Annotated in this window: 14 protein-coding genes and 1 pseudogene; 8 read left to right on the top strand and 7 right to left on the bottom strand. The window is 58.1% G+C overall.

What is annotated here, in order from left to right; translation table 11 throughout:
• The first annotated feature begins 8 nt into the window (after positions 1 to 8).
• Positions 9 to 1,445 carry an exodeoxyribonuclease I gene (gene sbcB / locus IF654_RS16315; protein ID WP_194862228.1) on the top strand — a complete coding sequence of 479 codons (1,437 nt, stop codon included), beginning with the start codon at positions 9 to 11 and terminating at the stop codon, positions 1,443 to 1,445.
• A gap of 90 nt (positions 1,446 to 1,535) precedes the next feature.
• Here the strand turns inward: sbcB and mvaT are convergent, their stop codons facing one another.
• Complete coding sequence (mvaT, locus tag IF654_RS16310; RefSeq protein ID WP_047276768.1) at positions 1,536 to 1,913, bottom strand: histone-like nucleoid-structuring protein MvaT; 378 nt, start codon at positions 1,911 to 1,913, stop codon at positions 1,536 to 1,538.
• Between the two features lie 352 nt (positions 1,914 to 2,265).
• Between mvaT and purU the strand changes: the two genes are divergently transcribed.
• A complete protein-coding gene (gene purU, locus IF654_RS16305; protein ID WP_047276766.1) occupies positions 2,266 to 3,114 on the top strand; it encodes a formyltetrahydrofolate deformylase in 849 nt (282 codons plus the stop codon).
• 116 nt (positions 3,115 to 3,230) lie between these two features.
• On the top strand, positions 3,231 to 3,404 hold the full coding sequence (locus IF654_RS16300) for a hypothetical protein (protein WP_162841624.1): 174 nt from the start codon (positions 3,231 to 3,233) through the stop codon (positions 3,402 to 3,404).
• 32 nt (positions 3,405 to 3,436) lie between these two features.
• Here IF654_RS16300 and IF654_RS23400 read toward each other — a convergent pair whose 3' ends face one another.
• Together IF654_RS23400 and IF654_RS23395 are read right to left on the bottom strand one after the other, a co-directional pair.
• Positions 3,437 to 4,201, bottom strand: coding sequence for a methyl-accepting chemotaxis protein (locus tag IF654_RS23400; RefSeq protein WP_428982728.1), 765 nt, complete (start codon positions 4,199 to 4,201; stop codon positions 3,437 to 3,439).
• Between the two features lie 93 nt (positions 4,202 to 4,294).
• A pseudogene (locus IF654_RS23395) lies at positions 4,295 to 5,326 on the bottom strand (HAMP domain-containing protein); the annotation flags it as partial.
• A 196-nt stretch (positions 5,327 to 5,522) separates the two neighbouring features.
• Between IF654_RS23395 and IF654_RS16290 the strand changes: the two are divergent.
• Positions 5,523 to 7,001, top strand: a complete 1,479-nt coding sequence (locus tag IF654_RS16290) for a helicase HerA-like domain-containing protein (RefSeq protein ID WP_047278027.1) — start codon at positions 5,523 to 5,525, stop codon at positions 6,999 to 7,001.
• 13 nt (positions 7,002 to 7,014) lie between these two features.
• Here the strand turns inward: IF654_RS16290 and IF654_RS16285 are convergent, their stop codons facing one another.
• Positions 7,015 to 7,479, bottom strand: a complete 465-nt coding sequence (locus tag IF654_RS16285) for a DUF721 domain-containing protein (RefSeq protein ID WP_047278025.1) — start codon at positions 7,477 to 7,479, stop codon at positions 7,015 to 7,017.
• A gap of 308 nt (positions 7,480 to 7,787) precedes the next feature.
• Here IF654_RS16285 and secA point away from each other — a divergent pair, with 308 nt between their 5' ends.
• From secA to IF654_RS16270, 3 genes are all read left to right on the top strand, one after another.
• Positions 7,788 to 10,541: a preprotein translocase subunit SecA gene (gene secA, locus IF654_RS16280; RefSeq protein ID WP_047278023.1), complete on the top strand. Its 2,754-nt coding sequence runs from the start codon at positions 7,788 to 7,790 to the stop codon at positions 10,539 to 10,541.
• 117 nt (positions 10,542 to 10,658) lie between these two features.
• Positions 10,659 to 11,876 carry a bifunctional glutamate N-acetyltransferase/amino-acid acetyltransferase ArgJ gene (gene argJ, locus IF654_RS16275; RefSeq protein WP_194862229.1) on the top strand — a complete coding sequence of 406 codons (1,218 nt, stop codon included), beginning with the start codon at positions 10,659 to 10,661 and terminating at the stop codon, positions 11,874 to 11,876.
• 143 nt (positions 11,877 to 12,019) lie between these two features.
• The gene (locus tag IF654_RS16270) at positions 12,020 to 12,964 is read left to right on the top strand and encodes a Nudix family hydrolase (protein ID WP_047282929.1); all 945 of its coding nucleotides are present in this window, start codon (positions 12,020 to 12,022) and stop codon (positions 12,962 to 12,964) included.
• A gap of 89 nt (positions 12,965 to 13,053) precedes the next feature.
• Here the strand turns inward: IF654_RS16270 and IF654_RS16265 are convergent, their stop codons facing one another.
• The 3 genes from IF654_RS16265 to IF654_RS16255 are packed head-to-tail and all read right to left on the bottom strand — an operon-like array spanning position 13,054 to position 16,649.
• Positions 13,054 to 13,635, bottom strand: coding sequence for a cob(I)yrinic acid a,c-diamide adenosyltransferase (locus IF654_RS16265; protein WP_047276751.1), 582 nt, complete (start codon positions 13,633 to 13,635; stop codon positions 13,054 to 13,056).
• A 2-nt stretch (positions 13,636 to 13,637) separates the two neighbouring features.
• Positions 13,638 to 15,650, bottom strand: coding sequence for a sensor histidine kinase (locus tag IF654_RS16260; protein ID WP_047276749.1), 2,013 nt, complete (start codon positions 15,648 to 15,650; stop codon positions 13,638 to 13,640).
• 45 nt (positions 15,651 to 15,695) lie between these two features.
• Positions 15,696 to 16,649 (bottom strand): putative 2-dehydropantoate 2-reductase, encoded by a 954-nt coding sequence (locus IF654_RS16255; protein WP_083333353.1) that lies wholly within the window; start codon positions 16,647 to 16,649, stop codon positions 15,696 to 15,698.
• Between the two features lie 115 nt (positions 16,650 to 16,764).
• On the opposite strand from IF654_RS16255, the gene IF654_RS16250 reads away from it, so the two are divergent.
• Positions 16,765 to 17,250 (top strand): YajQ family cyclic di-GMP-binding protein, encoded by a 486-nt coding sequence (locus tag IF654_RS16250; RefSeq protein WP_047276745.1) that lies wholly within the window; start codon positions 16,765 to 16,767, stop codon positions 17,248 to 17,250.
• The last annotated feature ends 128 nt before the right edge of the window (positions 17,251 to 17,378 follow it).

Raw genomic sequence — 17,378 nt, 5'->3', positions numbered from 1 at the left:
AACACCCCGTGACCACTATCTTCTGGTACGACTACGAAACCACCGGCATCAACCCTCGTTGTGACCGGCCAGTACAAGTGGCCGGCATTCGCACTGACCTTGAATTGAACGAGATTGACGAGCCGCTCAATCTCTACTGTCAGCCCAGCGACGACATCCTTCCGCACCCTATGGCCTGCCTGATCACCGGTATCACGCCCAGTCGCCTGGAAGACCGGGGGCTGGTCGAAGGCGAGTTCATGACGCGCACTCACGCGCACCTGTCATTGCCCGGCACCTGCGGCGCAGGCTACAACACCTTGCGATTTGATGACGAAGTGACGCGCTACAGTCTGTACCGCAACTTCTTCGATCCCTACGCCCGTGAATGGCAGGGTGGCAACAGCCGCTGGGATTTGATCGATGTGGTGCGCACCGCCTATGCCTTGCGCCCTGAAGGGATTGTGTGGCCTGAAGAGGAGGGGCGCGTCACCCTGAAGCTGGAGCGCTTGACCGCGGCTAACGGGATTGATCACGGTCAGGCCCATGACGCGTTGTCGGATGTGCGCGCCACCATTGCCCTGGCCCGATTGATTCGCGACAAACAACCCAAGTTATATGAGTGGCTCTTCCAGTTGCGAACGAAACAGCGGGTGCTGGATCAGGTTCGACTGTTACAGCCGATGGTGCATATCTCAGGACGGTTTTCGGCGGCGCGTCATTATTTAGGGGTGGTGCTGCCCTTGGCGTGGCATCCGAAAAACCGCAATGCGCTGATTGTCTGTGATTTGCACTTTGACCCACGGCCATTATTGGAATTGGACGCAGAGTCACTGCGTGCACTGCTCTATACACGTCGAGAAGATTTGCCCGAAGGGCAATTACCGGTGCCGCTCAAGCTAATACACGTTAATCGTTGTCCGGTGGTGGCGCCGATGAATGTAGTGCGTGCACAGGATCAGGCGCGTTTGCAATTGGACGTTGGCCAATACCAGGCACGGGCGCAAACACTTATCGAAGCGCAGGAACTTTGGCGGGATAAATTAACGGCGATTTATGCCGGTGAAGACTTTGTGCCGAGCAGCGATCCCGAGCAGCAGTTATATGATGGTTTTATCGGTGACCGTGACCGGCGCTTGTGCGAACAAGTAAGACTCAGTGATCCGCAGGCTCTGGCCAAAGATACGTGGCCTTTTGATGACGAGCGATTACCTGAATTATTGTTTCGGTACCGGGCGCGTAACTTTCCCGATACGTTGAGCGAGCAAGAGCAGGCACGCTGGCGGGTGTTCTGCCAGCAGCGATTGTCCGATCCGCAGATGGGCGCGCCGTTGACCCTCGATGCATTTCTGGAGAGCCTGGCAGCCCTGTCACGCAGCGCAACGCCTGCGCAATTGACGTTGTTGGATGAGTGGCGCCGGTATGCCGAAGGGATCAGCCGTCGCCTGTTTGTCGAAGGCGAGTAGGGCAGCGAGGATTAACCGGCGCCAATAAAAAAACGCCAGCGAACTGGCGTTTTTTTAGAGCATCGCAACTAGGCTGCGAGCGGGTGTTACTTAGTCGAGCAAAGTTGCCCAACCTTCTACCACGTCACCGCCCCACTTGGCTTTCCACTCTTTCAGCGTTTTGTGGTTGCCGCCTTTGGTTTCAATCACTTCGCCGTTGTGCGGGTTTTTGTATTGTTTAACCTTACGGGCACGTTTGGTACCGGTAGTTTTCACAACACCGCGTGGCGTTTTGCTTACTTTGGACTCTGGGTCCAGAAGCGCAATAATATCGCGTAGCGATTTTTGGTATTCGCCCATCAGCGTGCGCAGTTTGCCTTCGAATTCCAGCTCAGTTTGAAGTTTGTCGTCTTCCGACAGGTTCTTCAGGCGAGCTTGCAGCTCTTTGATAGCTTCTTCAGTTGCGCGGTATTCGTTGATCAGGGACATGAGGATAACCTTATGTTGAAAAGGGTTAACAGGGACACAGTGGGGCAATAATAGTCAGACACTTTGAGCAAGTAAACCTGTCTTCGCACATTTAGTTAAATTTTTATTCATTAACTTCGCGGTATTGAATAAGCGCGCTATTAAATAGAGGTCACGCTATCAGCCTAATAAAAACGATTAATCAGCTACATTCGGGCCGTGTTAAAAAGCATGCAGGCCGCGGTACTGTTGAGGCTGGCCCGTGACAGCGCGAGTGCAGGGGGGGCGCGTAATCAGTCTCAACGAATACTGTCGTTTTGCTGCGCACTCGCTAGAATGGCGGCCTTAGTAAAGTTTTTGGAGTTTGCCCTACATGCGCACTTTTCGACTGGTGATTGCGTGCCCCGATGGCGTCGGCATTGTCGCCAAGGTCAGTAATTTTCTGGCCTCACACAATGGCTGGATCACTGAAGCGAGCCACCACTCGGACGACCAGAGTGGTTGGTTCTTTATGCGTCACGAAATTCGTGCCGATTCGCTGCCGTTCGGCATCGAGGCATTTCGTGAAGCATTTGCACCTATCGCTGAAGAGTTCTCGATGGTGTGGCGCATTACGGATACGGCGCAGAAGAAGCGCGTGGTGCTGATGGCCAGCCGCGAATCGCACTGCCTGGCGGATTTGCTGCACCGCTGGCACAGCGATGAACTCGATTGCGAGATCGCGTGTGTGATCTCTAACCACGATGACCTGCGCAGCATGGTGGAGTGGCACGGTATTCCTTATTACCACGTGCCGGTTGATCCAAAAGACAAAGAGCCGGCGTTTGCCGAAGTCTCGCGTCTGGTCAAACAACACGAGGCTGAAGTGGTGGTTCTGGCGCGCTACATGCAAATTCTGCCGCCGGACCTGTGCAAAGAATACGCAGGCCAGGTCATCAACATTCACCACAGCTTCCTGCCTTCCTTCGTCGGCGCCAAGCCTTACCACCAGGCGTCGCTGCGCGGCGTAAAACTGATCGGCGCTACGTGCCACTACGTGACCGAAGAGCTGGATGCGGGCCCGATCATCGAACAAGACGTGGTACGTGTGAGTCACAGCGACAGCATTGAAGACATGGTGCGCTTCGGCCGTGATGTCGAGAAGATGGTGCTGGCTCGTGGCCTGCGCTATCACCTGGAAGATCGCGTGTTGGTGCACGGCAACAAGACGGTCGTGTTCTGACCAAACCTTTGTCGAGCACCCACCATGACGACCCACGCGAGGCTGCGCTCTGAGTGCAGCCTCGCGTTGTCTTTCTATGACACCAAGCGCTGTAATTCCACGCGGGGTGATGTGCGATGACCGATCCACTCGACAAGGCGACGTCCAGCGCACCGGCCACGTTGGGTGAGGGGTGTTTGAGTCGTTACGACCCGCAAGCTCTGGGCCCCGAAGATGGAACCGAGTTTCCTGACGCTGCCCGGCTGTGGGAGGCGTTACAGCAAGAGGGAGAAACCGAACCTGATCTGTAGCCGCGTCCGGCGGCCACAGATCAAGCGTTCCTTTATATGCGGAAGCTGCCGACCAGTTGTTTCAGGCGGGCGGCTTGTTGCTCGAGGTCAGAACAGGCGCGCAACGTCGCCTGCAGGTTTTCCACGCCTTCCTGATTGAGGGTGTTGATCTCGGTAATGTCCATGTTGATCGATTCCACAACCGACGTTTGCTCCTCGGTGGCAGTGGCGACCGACTGGTTCATCCCGTCGATTTCCCCAATGCGTTCGGTCACGCTGGTCAGGCGCGCGCCGGCACTGTTGGCAATCTCTACGCTGTCTTTGCTGTGACGCTGGCTCTCTTCCATGGTGTTTACCGAGTCGCGGGCACTGACTTGCAATTCCTCGATCATCTTTTGCACTTGTTGCGCAGACTCTTGAGTGCGATGCGCCAAATTGCGAACTTCGTCGGCCACGACCGCAAACCCGCGTCCGGCCTCGCCGGCACGTGCCGCTTCAATCGCGGCGTTCAAAGCCAGGAGGTTGGTTTGCTGAGAAATGCTGGTGATGACCTCCAGGATCTGCCCGATATTCACGGTCTTGTCATTCAGCGACTCGATATGGCCGCTGGAGGTGCTGAGCATCTGCGACAGTTGCTGCATCGAGCCAATGCTGCGCTCAACCACTTGCTGGCCTTCTTCGGCCAGGCCGCGTGCATCGCTGGCCTGATGCGAGGCCTGGGCCGCATTGCGGGCGATTTCTTGCGCCGCGGCGCCCAGTTCGTTGATCGCTGCGGCCACGCTGTTGGTGCGGCTGGCTTGTTCGTCTGAGTTAACCATGGACGAGTTGGACGCACTGACCACACGCAGCGCGACTTCATTGACGTGCTCGGTGGCGGAGGCCACTTCCGTCATGGAGGTGTGGATGCGTTCCACAAACTGGTTGAACGCGCTTCCCAATGTGCCGAATTCATCTTTGGACTCGACGACCAGGCGGCGCGTCAGGTCGCCTTCACCTTCCGCGATGTTTTGCATGGCACGGGTCATGACGTGCAGCGGCCGCATGAGTAGACGAATCAGCAAGCCGAGCAAGGCAATGATCGAGATCACCGCAATCACGGTGGCGATGATCGCTGAAGTGCGGAAGGTGCTGAGCATGGCAAATGCCTGCGCTTTATCGATCGACAGCCCGACGTACCAATTGACGGACCCCAGGCCTTTGACCGGGGCAAACGTCACGATGCGTTCTTTGCCATCGAGTGTGACTTCGCTGATGTCGGAGCTGATTGGCGGGGTGTCTTGCGGGTAGATATCCTTCAGGTTTTTCATCACCAGCGTGTTATCGGGGTGAACCAGAATTTTGCCGTCCCCGCTGATCAGGAAGGCATAGCCCATGCCGCTGAAATCAAGTGCGTTGATACTGTCGGTGACCGTCTTGAGTGTCAGGTCGGTGCCGACGACGCCGAGGGTTTGCCCGGCTTTTTTCACTGCCGTGCCAATGGAAATGATCATCTGCCCGGTGACCGCATCAATGTACGGTTCGGTCAGGCTGGCGCCGTTGCTGTTCAGCGCGTCTTTGTACCAGGGGCGGCTGCGCGGATCGAAGCCGTCCGGCATTTTGCTGTCGGGGCGGATGGTGAAAGCGCCCTGGGTGTCACCGAAGTACACCGCGAGGAACGAGCTGGTCAGCGCTTTTTGCTCCAGCAAGCGGGAGACATACTCGGGTTCAGGGTTAAGGGCGAGGGTTTCACCCAGGTTTTCAGTGAGCAGGATGCGCCCGCCGAGCCAAGTCTGAATGTTGTTGGCCGTCGTACTGCCCATTTCACGCAGATAGCTGTCCAGATCGTCGCGAATGGCATTGCGCTGCAGGTAATCGTTGTACAGCGTAAATAGCGAAAAAGCGGCTATTACGATCAGGGACGCGGCAAGCAGGATTTTATGACTGAAACGCAGGTTTTTGTTCATGGCTTGAAGGGTCCGCTTAGGTCTAAAAGTGTGATGCCTGCCGACATGAAATACGCACAACATAGAAAGCACTGACTGAACCCGAGCAATTTCTATATTTATTTGCGCTCTTTCCGACGTTAATTTCGGATTTTTCTGGTCTAGCATTAACGTTGTATCGACGTGTTACCGCGAAAGATTAATTTAAGGTGGAAAAATGCCTGATTCCTCAGCTTTAGTTCTCGGCGCCGACCTTGCGGGTCAGCCCGTCGCCCAGTCATTGCGTCTGGCCAATCGTCACGGCTTGATCGCGGGCGCCACGGGGACAGGTAAAACCGTCACGCTGCAACGCTTGGCAGAGCAGTTCAGTGACGCCGGTGTGGCGGTGTTTGCGGCCGACATCAAAGGGGACTTGTGCGGTCTGGGGGCTGCCGGTAACCCTCAGGGCAAAATCGCGGAGCGCATCGCGGGCATGCCGTGGCTTAACTTCCAGCCCAAGGCTTATCCGGTGACGCTATGGGATATTCAAGGCAAGACCGGTCATCCATTACGCACAACCTTGAGTGAAATGGGGCCGCTCTTGCTGGGCAGTCTGCTGGAGCTGACGGACAGCCAACAGTCAGCGTTGTACGCAGCCTTTAAAGTGGCCGATCGCGAAGGCCTGTTGCTGCTGGATCTCAAAGACCTCAAGGCGTTGCTCAATCACCTGCGTGACCACCCCGAGGTGCTGGGTGATGACGCGGCGTTGATGACCACCGGTTCGAGCCAGGCGCTGCTGCGTCGATTGGCGACGCTGGAGCAGCAGGGTGCTGAGGCGCTGTTTGGTGAACCGGCATTGCAACTGGAAGATATTTTGCAGCCAGACCGCGACGGGCGAGGGCGCATTCATTTGCTCGATGCCAGCCGTTTGGTGCATGAGGCGCCCAAGGTCTATGCCACCTTTTTGCTGTGGCTGCTGGCCGAATTGTTTGAGCAGTTGCCCGAGCGCGGTGATGCGGACAAACCGTTGCTGGCTCTATTTTTTGACGAGGCGCACTTGCTGTTTGCCGGTACGCCGAAAGCGCTACAGGATCGACTGGAGCAAGTGGTGCGCTTGATCCGCTCCAAAGGCGTGGGGGTGTACTTCGTCACGCAATCACCGGCGGACTTGCCTGACACGGTTCTGGCGCAATTGGGGTTGCGCATTCAGCATGGTTTACGTGCATTCACTGCCAAGGAGCAGAAATCCCTCAGGGCCGTGGCTGACGGGTTCCGACCCAATCCGGCGTTCGATGCGCTCGCAGTGCTGACGGAGCTGGGCACGGGCGAAGCCCTGGTCGGTATGTTGGAGGACAAAGGCACCCCGGCAATGGTGCAGCGGGTGTTGATTGCGCCGCCGCAGTCGCGGATCGGTCCTTTGAGCGAGGCCGAGCGTAACGGCCTGATTGCCACCTCCCCATTGCAGGGGCGTTACGACAAGCCGATTGATCGAGAGTCTGCTTACGAAGTGCTCATGGCGCGCAAAGGCGGTAGCAGTGAAGAGCCGGCGCCGGGGCAGGCCAAAGAGCCCGGGTTTCTGGATCAGGCCGGGGAGTTCCTCGGGACGTCGACGGGCAAAGCTTTGCAGTCGATGGCGCGTCAGGCCGTTAATCAGATGGGGCGCCAATTGGTGCGGGGCTTGCTCGGGTCGTTGCTGGGTGGCAACAAGCGTAAATGATAGCGAGGCGGATCTAGGCCGGATCGGGCTTGGGCTTCGCATGGCTGGCCAGCCGCTCAAGGGCCGCCCGCAGTGCCGGGTCAGTGATGCCCTCGGCGGTGGCTTGAATGGTCTGCGCGGCGTTTTCTGACAAGTCCAGCGTGTGGCCGGCGACTTTGGCCAGCACGGTGGGCGGCTGCACTTTGAATAGAATGCGGGTCAGGCTGGCAAATTCGTCGAACGCCTGCAATTGACGTTGCAGGCGTTTTTGCTGGTAGCGCAAGCGTGTTGCCCAGTGGCCGTCTGTGACAATCAGTAGCAGGCTGCCTTCGCGCCACGAGGCCACATGGCAGTGTTCGCGGGCCGCGGGCTGGAGTTGGCTCTCAAGCAGGCGTTGCAGGTGGGCCAAGCGCTTGGCGTGGCCGAAAATGGCTTTTAACGGTTTGGCCTCGCGCAGCAGGACAGAGGGTGCCCGCGCTGGATGTGGGCGAAATGCCATGTTCAAACACCTGAGAAAACTGAGGCGCAATCTTAGCAGAAACCGCCCGCCTGACTGCGCTCGATCCGCAGGCTTGCCACTTTGGCAGCAAAATCAATGAGTAACTTCTTGGTCTTATGGGTTGAAGTTCAGTAAAAAGCCCTTATTTTAGTGAAGCCCCGTCACAACGCTGCACCAGTATCGTGGAATAACGCCACTTTCCTCACCGCCGTTTCCGGGTAGAATGCTCGCTCGCATGCGGCCATCAGGGCTGCTCGGGCGACTCTCGGGGCCGCCCTCCATCCCTATGTGTGGAAGATCCTGCCGATATGTTTGCGCCTTTGTTAAAGAAACTTTTTGGAAGCAAGAACGAGCGCGAAGTTAAACGCATGCTCAAGAAGGTTCAGGTCATCAATGCCCTCGAAGAGCAGATGGTTGCTCTGACCGATGAGCAATTGCGTGCCAAGACCGAAGAGTTCAAGGCCCGCATAGCAAAAGGTGAGACCCTCGATCAACTCCTGCCTGAAGCCTTCGCGGTCTGCCGTGAGGCGGGCAAGCGCGTCATGGGCATGCGCCACTTTGACGTCCAGCTGATCGGTGGCATGACCCTGCACGAAGGCATGATCGCAGAAATGCGTACCGGTGAAGGTAAGACCTTGGTAGCGACCTTGGGCGTTTACCTCAACGCGTTGTCCGGCAAGGGCGTACACGTTGTGACGGTGAACGACTACCTCGCGCGCCGGGATGCCAACTGGATGCGCCCGCTTTATGAATTCCTGGGCCTGACGGTCGGCGTCGTGACGCCGTTCCAGCCGCCACAGGAAAAGCGCGAAGCCTATGCCGCCGACATCACCTACGGCACCAACAACGAGTTTGGCTTCGATTACCTGCGTGACAACATGGCTTTCAGCATGGAAGAAAAATTCCAGCGTGAGCTTAACTTTGCCGTCATCGACGAAGTCGACTCGATCCTGATCGACGAAGCCCGTACGCCGCTGATCATCTCTGGTCAGGCCGAAGACAGCTCCAAGCTGTACACCGAAATCAACAAGCTCATTCCGCGCCTCGAGCAGCACATCGAAGAAGTGGAAGGCGAAGTGACCAAGCCGGGTCACTTCACCATCGACGAGAAGACCCGTCAGGTCGAGCTGAACGAAGCCGGTCACCAGTTTGTTGAAGAAATGCTGACCCAGATCGGTTTGCTCGCTGAAGGTGAAAGCCTGTATTCGGCGCACAATCTGGGCCTGCTGACCCATGTGTACGCGGCACTGCGCGCTCACAAACTGTTCCACCGCAACGTTGAATACATCGTTGAAGACGGTCAGGTGCTGCTGGTTGACGAACACACCGGGCGTACCATGCCGGGCCGTCGTTTGTCCGAGGGGCTGCACCAGGCCATCGAAGCGAAGGAAGGCCTGAACATTCAGGCAGAAAGCCAGACGCTGGCTTCGACCACCTTCCAGAACTACTTCCGTCTGTACAACAAACTGTCCGGCATGACCGGTACGGCAGACACCGAAGCGTTCGAGTTCCACCAGATTTACGGTCTGTCGGTGATGGTTATCCCGCCGAACAAGCCGCTGGCGCGTAAAGACTACAACGACCTGGTGTTCCTGACGGCGGACGAGAAGTACGCAGCCATCGTGGCGGACATCAAGGACTGCATGGCCAAAGGCCGTCCGGTGCTGGTGGGTACGGCGACCATCGAAACCTCCGAGCACATGTCCAACCTGTTGAAGCAGGAAGGGATCGAGCACAAGGTTCTGAACGCCAAGTTCCACGAAAAAGAAGCTGAAATCATTGCACAGGCGGGCCGTCCAGGCGCGCTGACCATCGCCACCAACATGGCGGGCCGTGGTACTGACATCCTGCTGGGCGGTAACTGGGAAGTGGAAGTGGCTTCCCTGGAAAACCCGACCCCTGAGCAGATTGCCCAGATCAAGGCCGATTGGCAGAAACGTCACCAGCAAGTGCTGGAGTCGGGTGGCCTGCACGTGATCGCTTCCGAGCGTCACGAGTCGCGCCGTATCGACAACCAGCTGCGTGGCCGTGCCGGCCGTCAGGGTGACTCGGGTTCCAGCCGTTTCTACCTGTCGCTGGAAGACAGCCTGATGCGCATTTTCGCCTCTGACCGGGTGAAAAACTTCATGAAAGCCCTGGGCATGCAGTCCGGCGAAGCGATTGAACACCGCATGGTGACCAACGCTATCGAAAAGGCCCAGCGCAAGGTTGAAGGCCGCAACTTCGATATCCGTAAGCAATTGCTGGAGTTCGACGACGTCAACAACGAGCAGCGTAAAGTGATTTATCACATGCGTAATACGTTGCTGGCCGCTGACAATATTGGCGAAACCATCGCTGACTTCCGTAAGGACGTCCTCGACAGCACCATCAGCGCTCACATTCCGCCACAGTCGTTGCCGGAGCAGTGGGACGTTGCAGGTCTTGAGTCCGCCATCGAAAGCGGCTTCGGCGTGAAACTGCCGATCCAGCAGTGGCTCGATGAAGACGATCACCTGTACGAAGAAACCCTGCGCGAGAAGCTGCTGGCTGAGCTGATTGCGGCGTACAACGAGAAAGAAGAGCAGGCGGGCGCTGAAGCGCTGCGCACGTTCGAGAAGCAGATCGTTCTGCGTGTACTGGACGACCTGTGGAAAGACCACCTGTCGACCATGGATCACCTGCGTCACGGCATTCACTTGCGCGGTTATGCGCAAAAGAACCCGAAGCAGGAGTACAAGCGCGAGTCTTTCAACCTGTTCTCCGAGCTGCTTGACTCGATCAAGCGCGATTCGATCCGCGTGCTGTCGCACGTTCAGGTACGTCGCGAAGACCCTGTTGAAGAAGAGGCGCGTCTGCGTCAGGAAGCTGAAGATCTGGCGTCGCGCATGCAGTTCCAGCATGCAGAGGCCCCGGGTCTTGATCAGCCGGATGCATTGACCGAAGCGCTGGACGGTGCAGACGTTTCAGACGTCTCGCCTGCAACCGACCCTGTTCGTAATGAGCAGAAGCTCGGTCGCAACGAACTGTGCTACTGCGGTTCGGGCAAAAAATTCAAGCACTGTCACGGGCAAATCAACTGATAATCCGTTTCATCTGCTGAAACACCTGCGCCGCGACCGGCATTAGCCGTCGCGGCGTTTTACCATTGAATTCCCGCCTTTCAAGGGCGGCGCAGACAGCTTATTGAGGAGCGCATCATGGCAGTTGGTCTTGGTCCTTTGCCCACTTTGCACCCGGTTGCGGGTTTTGAGCTGGGGATTGCTTCAGCCGGTATCAAGCGCCCAGGGCGTAAGGATGTGGTGGTGATGCGCTGCGCCGAGGGCTCCAGCGTGGCGGGTGTGTTCACCCTGAATGCGTTTTGCGCAGCGCCGGTGATTCTGGCCAAGCAGCGTGTGCAAGGCCCTGTGCGGTATTTGTTGACCAACACCGGCAATGCCAATGCGGGCACCGGCGCGCCGGGTCTGGCAGCTGCCACACGTACCTGTGCCAAGCTGGCCGAGTTGACGGGAGTGGACGCCAGTGCTGTGCTGCCGTACTCCACGGGGGTGATTGGCGAGCCTCTGCCGGTCGAGAAAATTGAAGGCGCACTGCAAGCAGCCCTGGACGATCTCGCAGAGGATCACTGGGCTGAAGCGGCTACTGGCATCATGACCACTGACACCTTGCCCAAAGGGGCGAGCCGCCAGTTTCAGCATGATGGCGTGACCGTCACCGTCACCGGGATCAGCAAAGGCGCAGGCATGATTCGCCCGAACATGGCCACCATGCTCGGTTACATCGCGACGGACGCCAAGGTGTCGCGCGAGGTGCTGCAGGATCTGTTGCTCGACGGCGCTAACAAATCGTTCAACCGCATCACCATCGATGGCGACACGTCTACCAACGATTGCTGCATGTTGATTGCCACAGGCAAGGCCAACCTGCCTGAAATCACCCAAGCCCGCGGGCCCTTGTTCGACGCGCTCAAGCAGGCGGTGCTGGACGTGTGCATGGAGGTGGCGCAGGCCATCGTGCGCGATGGCGAAGGTGCAACCAAGTTCGTCACCGTTGAAGTCAATGGCGGCGCCAACCATCAGGAGTGTCTGGACGTCGGCTATACCGTGGCCCATTCACCGTTGATCAAAACCGCGCTGTTCGCCTCTGATCCCAACTGGGGCCGGATATTGGCCGCTGTGGGCCGTGCCGGTGTGCCGGATCTGGATGTCAGCAAGATCGACGTGTTCCTCGGCGAAGTGTGTATCGCCAGTGGTGGCGCACGTGCGGCGACCTACACCGAAGAGCAAGGTTCTGCGGTGATGGCGCGCGAAGAGATCACCATCCGCATCGAGCTGGGTCGCGGTGTGTGCAGCGAAACCATCTGGACCACCGACCTGTCCCACGAGTACGTGAAAATCAACGCCGAGTACCGGACCTAAGTCGTCTCGACACCGCGTGTCAGTCAGGCAAGCATAGTGCGCTTGACTGGCGTGCGAATCACCGACCGGTGCAAGTCAAGACTGCTGATTGAGTAGTCCACGTTCAAGGCCTGGCAACAGGCCGGAGTAGAGGAAGTTCAAGGGTGAAACGCGTTCATGTGGCTGCGGCCGTCATTCGAGGCAGCGACGGCAGAATCCTGATTGCCCGTCGTGCTGATACACAGCATCAGGGCGGCCTGTGGGAGTTTCCCGGCGGCAAGGTTGAAGCTGGCGAGTCTGTCAGCGCTGCTTTGGGCCGTGAGCTCAAAGAAGAGCTGGGGATCGACGTGACCTCGGCTCGCCCATTGATCACCGTGAAGCACGATTATCCCGACAAGCATGTGCTGCTGGACGTGTGGGAAGTGTCGTCGTTTACCGGTGTGGCCCACGGCATAGAAGGTCAGCCTTTGGCGTGGGTGGCCCCGCGGGACTTGGCGAATTACGCATTTCCGCCCGCCAATCAGCCTATCGTTGCGGCAGCGCGCTTGCCTGATCAGTACTTGATCACCCCCGACGGCCTGGAGCCTCCTGAACTGTTAAAGGGGGTGCAAAAGGCCATAGCGGGCGGCATCAAACTGATTTCCCTGCGTGCCCCCAAAGGCTATGACCCCAAGTATCGGGATCTGGCCGTGGACGCCACGGGGCTGTGCGCGGGCAAGGCGCAACTGATGCTCAAAGGGCCTCTGGAGTGGTTGGGTGATTTTCCGTCAGCCGGCTGGCATTTGACGGCAGCGCAATTGCGTAAATACGCCGCCAAAGGCCGACCGTTCCCTAAAGATCGCTGGCTGGCAGCGTCGTGTCATAACGCTGAGGAATTGGCGTTGGCAGAACAGATGGACGTGGACTTCGTGACCTTGTCGCCTGTGTTGCCCACCGAGACCCATCCCGGTATGGAGCCTTTGGGGTGGGAGCAGGCGCAGCAATTGATCGCCGGTTTTAACAAGCCAGTGTTTCTGCTGGGCGGGCTGGGGCCTGATGACCGTCAGCAGGCATGGGGCGTCGGCGCACAAGGTGTATCGGGTATTCGCGCGTTCTGGCCCCAGGCATGAGCTGACGCCACCGCGCATCAACGCACAACTGCAGTCCCTGGCGTACCTGCGGTGTTGCCGCGCAGGCGCCAGTGACGGCAGCCTGCGCATCAGTCAGCGGGTTTATCGGCGGCCTGCCACAGGACTTCGGCAACCCCCTGTCGCTTGGCAATCAAGCGTGCCGCCACAAACAGCAGGTCTGACAACCTGTTGATGTAGGCCAGCCCCGGACCGTTCAGTGGCTCGACGGCATTGAGGTGCTGGCAGCGGCGCTCGGCACTGCGCGCGAGGCAGCGGCACACATGGGCTTGGGCGATCAGGGTAGAGCCTGCTGGCAATATGAAGTTTTCCAATGGCCCAAGCGTCTCGTTCCAGTGGTCAATTGCCGCCTCAAGCCGTTCGACTTCGCTCAGCTTGAGCGCCTGATAAGCAGGCATTGCCAGCTCGCCTCCCAGGTCAAACAGGCGGTGCTGGCAGGGCGTCAGTACCTCGATCAGTTCCTCAAGGCCGGGTGTCTGGACCCTTTGCTCATGCAAGCCGGCCAGCAACAGGCCCAGTTGGCTGTTTAGCGAGTCCACTTCTCCAATGGCCTCGACCCGAGGATGATCTTTGGGCACGCGACGGCCATCCCCCAGACCTGTTTCGCCTTTGTCGCCGGTGCGGGTGTAAATCTTCGATAAGCGAAAGCCCATGGTTACAGTTCCAGCTTGGTAGAGTCGTGGACGGGCGCCAATGGCAAACGCAACGTAAAGCACGTGCCTTGGCCCGGGGTTGAATGCACTTCCATTTGCCCTTTGTGGTTATTGGTAATGATGAAGTAGGACACGGAAAGACCCAGCCCCGTGCCCTGGCCAACTTCCTTGGTGGTGAAGAAGGGTTCAAAAATACGTTTGCGCACGTTCTCAGGCATGCCTGCGCCGTTGTCTTCGACCTGGATCTCTGCCCAGGGTGGATTGAGCTTCGTGCGCAGGATGATGCGGCCGGGTTCGGTGGTGTCCTGGCGCTGATGAATCGCCTGTGCAGCGTTTTTCAGCAAGTTGAGCAGCACCTGTTCCAATTCGTTGGGAATGCCGGGCACCGGGCCAAGTTGAGGGTCGAACTGACGAGTGATGGCCTGGCCCTTGAAGTCGAAACCGATGGCGAGGTCGAAGTCATTGCTCGCGATATCAATCGCCTGATCGATCAGCGCTGACAGGTCGCAAGGGCTCATTTGGCGATTGCTGCGGCGACTGAAGCTGAGCATGTGGGTCACGATTTTGGCTGCACGCGCCCCCGCCTGTTGAATGCCATCCAGCAGTTTCGGGATTTCGCGGGCCTGCAAGTAGCGGTTGATCGCATCGAGGTCTACGCCTGTCAACGCGGCGTGCTCAATGTTCTTGGGCAGGTCGTTGGACAGGCGCCGCCGGATGTTCTGCACGTTATGCAAAATGGCACCCAGTGGATTATTGATCTCATGGGCCATCCCCGCCGCGAGACCGCCCACAGAGAGCATCTTCTCGGATTGAACCATCATGTCTTCCATGGAAAGACGCTGGGTGATGTCATCGATGCGGATCACAGCACCGCGCCCGCCGCCGCCCATCAGTGGATAGAAGGTCAGCGCGTATTGCCTGGTGTCCTCACCTTGGGTCCAGGTCACGCGCTCAATCTTGACCACGCGGTGATGGGCGATGGTGTCTTTGATTTGTGGCAAAAAGGGTTTGAGGGGTTCAAACGCCAGATACACCGGTTGATTCAAGGCTTCATCCAGAGGGGTGCCGGAGAGGGCGCTGGCCTCCTGGTTCCACTGGGTGACGTAGAGCTGTTCGTCCAGTGCGATCAGGGCAGAAGGCATCGAATCGATGATGCTGTTGAGGTAGATCTGAAAACCGGTGAGCTTTTTCTCGATCTTGCTTCTCACCTGTACTTCAAGTTCCAGCTTGCGATTGGTGTGGCGGGTTTCTTCTGCCAGCGCTTGGGCTTGATCGTAGGCTGCCTGCGCTTCATCCCGGGCGCGCTTGAGTTCCTGCTCACGCGCCTCGATGCGCGAGAGCATGGTATTGAACGCCTCCGCGAGGCTACCGATTTCATCGTTATTGCCTGGTTTAGCCCGTAACGAATAGTTCTCTTCGCGTGTGACCTGTCGGGACAGCTCTTCGAGTTGATAGATGGGTTGGGTGATCAGGCGCTTGATCTGGCGCGCGATCAACAGCCACAGCAATACACTGAACACCAGAATTCCGAGGCTGGCGGTGAATGTGCCGGTGTAAAACGCCATGGGCAGTTCACTGCTGGCCACGAGCAGCAGGTGCCCGCCCTTCGGAAGGCGGGAGGTGTGATGGCTGCGCAGTTCAGTCCGGCCCCAGGCTTGAACCTGGCCAATCTGTTCGGGCAACGCCAAATGATCGCCGTGCTGCACCTGTGCCAACAATTGTCCGGACGCGTCATAAATGGCACCGGCCCGCAGGGGGGCGTAGCTGCCCATTTCTGTGAGCAGTGCCTTGGCGCTTTCGGGCGAATCCAGCGCATGCTCCATCAGGCCGGGATTGGCTGCCAGGCTGCCCAGGGTCTGCAATGCCTGCGGGGCGGTGCTCTCGTGGGATATCCAGTAAGCCACGCTGATGAAGGTCAGGTTGGCCACCAGCAACACGGTTGCCAACAAAACAAGCAGGGCGGCCAGCAGCTTTTGGCCGACCGGCAGGTTTTCGAGACGCTGGCGCAAGGGCATGACGGGGCCGTATGGAGTGGGTGAGCGGGCAGGTTAGCGCGGCGCTCAGTGAGAGGGCAAACCGAGGTGCGTCAGGTGGGCTATCAATTGCTGATGGATGGCGTGCAAGTGAGGTGTGTCCAGGCCAATGCGTTGCGCTGCCTGGCAGGCATAACCGGACAAATAGCTGATCTCTGTGCGCCTGCGCTGCGCCACATCCTGATACATCGAGGAATAATTCTGGGCAGTGGCATCAATCACCCGGTGCACTTCAGCGCTCAGGTTTACAGCGGCTTCTGGCTGCGCGCAGCCTACCAGCAGCGCGCTGAGTTCGATGCACAGCGCATCCACTGTTTGCGTATGGGCCTTCAGTCCTCCGTTTGTGCATTGATGCAGCACGGTCAACGGGTTGATTGCGCAGTTGAGCGCCAGTTTGCGCCACAACCGGCTCATGATAGTCGGGCTCCATTCGTGACGGATGCCACTGTGCTGTAAATCGTCAAGCCAGGTGGGTGCGGCGCCCTGCTCAGGATCGCCCAGCCAGTTGTGGCCTTGCCCGGCAAAAACCACACGCCAGTCGCCATCACGAAACGCCCCCTCGGTGCTGGAGGCAAACACGCAGCGCGCGTGTGGAACTTGCGCGGCCACGGCCTGCTGGCTGCCCAGTCCGTTTTGCAGCAGGATCAGGTGCGCCTCAGGGCTTAAGCGGTGTGCGATTTGGGCGACGGCATATTCAGCGTCATAGGCTTTGCACGCCACCAGCACGCGAGTGATGGGGTCTGCAGCGTCAGGCGTCTGCGCAGCAATGGGCAGCAAAATGGCGTTGCTTCCCTCTACGAGGGTCAAACCTTGCGCGGCGTGGTAAGCCTGTAATCGCGCTTGATCGCGCAATATCAGCCGCACGTCATACCCGGCCCGTGCCAGGCGGGTGGCCCATAACGACCCCATGCTGCCTGCCCCCAGAATGTGCCAGGGCGCAGAAGGCTGTCGCGAGGTGCCGCAGAAGCTATGTACAGACATGAATGCTCGCCCGTGAATGAAGTCGAAGAACCGCTATAATGCCCGCGCATTTTAACTGTCAGGTCAGGCGTGCTCCATCAGTGTTGAGCGCGCCCTTTATTATTGGAGAAAACACATGCCGTCGTTCGACGTGGTATCCGAACTGGACAAGCACGAAGTCACCAACGCAGTCGAGAACGCTGTCAAGGAACTGGACCGCCGTTACGACTTGAAGGGCAAGGGCTCTTTTGAGTTCAAGGAAAAGGACCTGACGGTCAACCTGACTGCCGAAGCTGATTTTCAACTGGAAGCAATGATCGAAATTCTCAAGCTGGCTCTGGTCAAGCGCAAGATCGATGTGCAGTGCCTTGAGGTCAAGGACGCTTATGCATCGGGCAAGCTGATGAAGCAGGAAGCGGTGCTCAAGGAAGGTATCGACAAAGAGATGGCGAAGAAAATCGTCGCCCACGTCAAAGAGGCCAAGCTCAAGGTTCAGGCCGCCATTCAGGGTGAGCAAGTGCGTATTACGGGTAAAAAACGCGACGACCTGCAAGAAGCCATCGCAGCCCTGCGCGCCAAGACGTTCGACCTGCCTTTGCAGTTCAATAATTTCCGCGATTGATCAATGATCATTGGCCATGGGGGAACCTCTGGCGATCATCGGCGTCCGATTTTTTCGGGCACTGCAGAAACGATTGAGCCTGTCGGGTTCAGTCGTTTCACTGAATAAATGACGTCGCCGGGTATCGG

The sequence above is a fragment of the Pseudomonas lundensis genome (assembly GCF_015377145.2).
In the GTDB taxonomy this organism is placed as follows: domain Bacteria; phylum Pseudomonadota; class Gammaproteobacteria; order Pseudomonadales; family Pseudomonadaceae; genus Aquipseudomonas; species Aquipseudomonas lundensis.
This window is presented reverse-complemented; position numbering and strand designations above follow the sequence as displayed.

Bases quoted from the DNA above. Each gene is read 5' to 3' on its own strand.
- mvaT (WP_047276768.1), bottom strand. From the start codon at position 1,913: ATGTCCCTGATCAACGAATACCGCGCAACTGAAGAAGCTATCAAAGAG.
- IF654_RS16300 (WP_162841624.1), top strand. From the start codon at position 3,231: ATGACCGATCCACTCGACAAGGCGACGTCCAGCGCACCGGCCACGTTG.
- IF654_RS16285 (WP_047278025.1), bottom strand. From the start codon at position 7,479: ATGGCATTTCGCCCACATCCAGCGCGGGCACCCTCTGTCCTGCTGCGC.
- IF654_RS23400 (WP_428982728.1), bottom strand. From the start codon at position 4,201: ATGGTTAACTCAGACGAACAAGCCAGCCGCACCAACAGCGTGGCCGCA.
- IF654_RS16255 (WP_083333353.1), bottom strand. From the start codon at position 16,649: ATGTCTGTACATAGCTTCTGCGGCACCTCGCGACAGCCTTCTGCGCCC.
- IF654_RS16290 (WP_047278027.1), top strand. From the start codon at position 5,523: ATGCCTGATTCCTCAGCTTTAGTTCTCGGCGCCGACCTTGCGGGTCAG.
- IF654_RS16250 (WP_047276745.1), top strand. From the start codon at position 16,765: ATGCCGTCGTTCGACGTGGTATCCGAACTGGACAAGCACGAAGTCACC.
- purU (WP_047276766.1), top strand. From the start codon at position 2,266: ATGCGCACTTTTCGACTGGTGATTGCGTGCCCCGATGGCGTCGGCATT.
- IF654_RS16260 (WP_047276749.1), bottom strand. From the start codon at position 15,650: ATGCCCTTGCGCCAGCGTCTCGAAAACCTGCCGGTCGGCCAAAAGCTG.
- IF654_RS16265 (WP_047276751.1), bottom strand. From the start codon at position 13,635: ATGGGCTTTCGCTTATCGAAGATTTACACCCGCACCGGCGACAAAGGC.
- argJ (WP_194862229.1), top strand. From the start codon at position 10,659: ATGGCAGTTGGTCTTGGTCCTTTGCCCACTTTGCACCCGGTTGCGGGT.
- secA (WP_047278023.1), top strand. From the start codon at position 7,788: ATGTTTGCGCCTTTGTTAAAGAAACTTTTTGGAAGCAAGAACGAGCGC.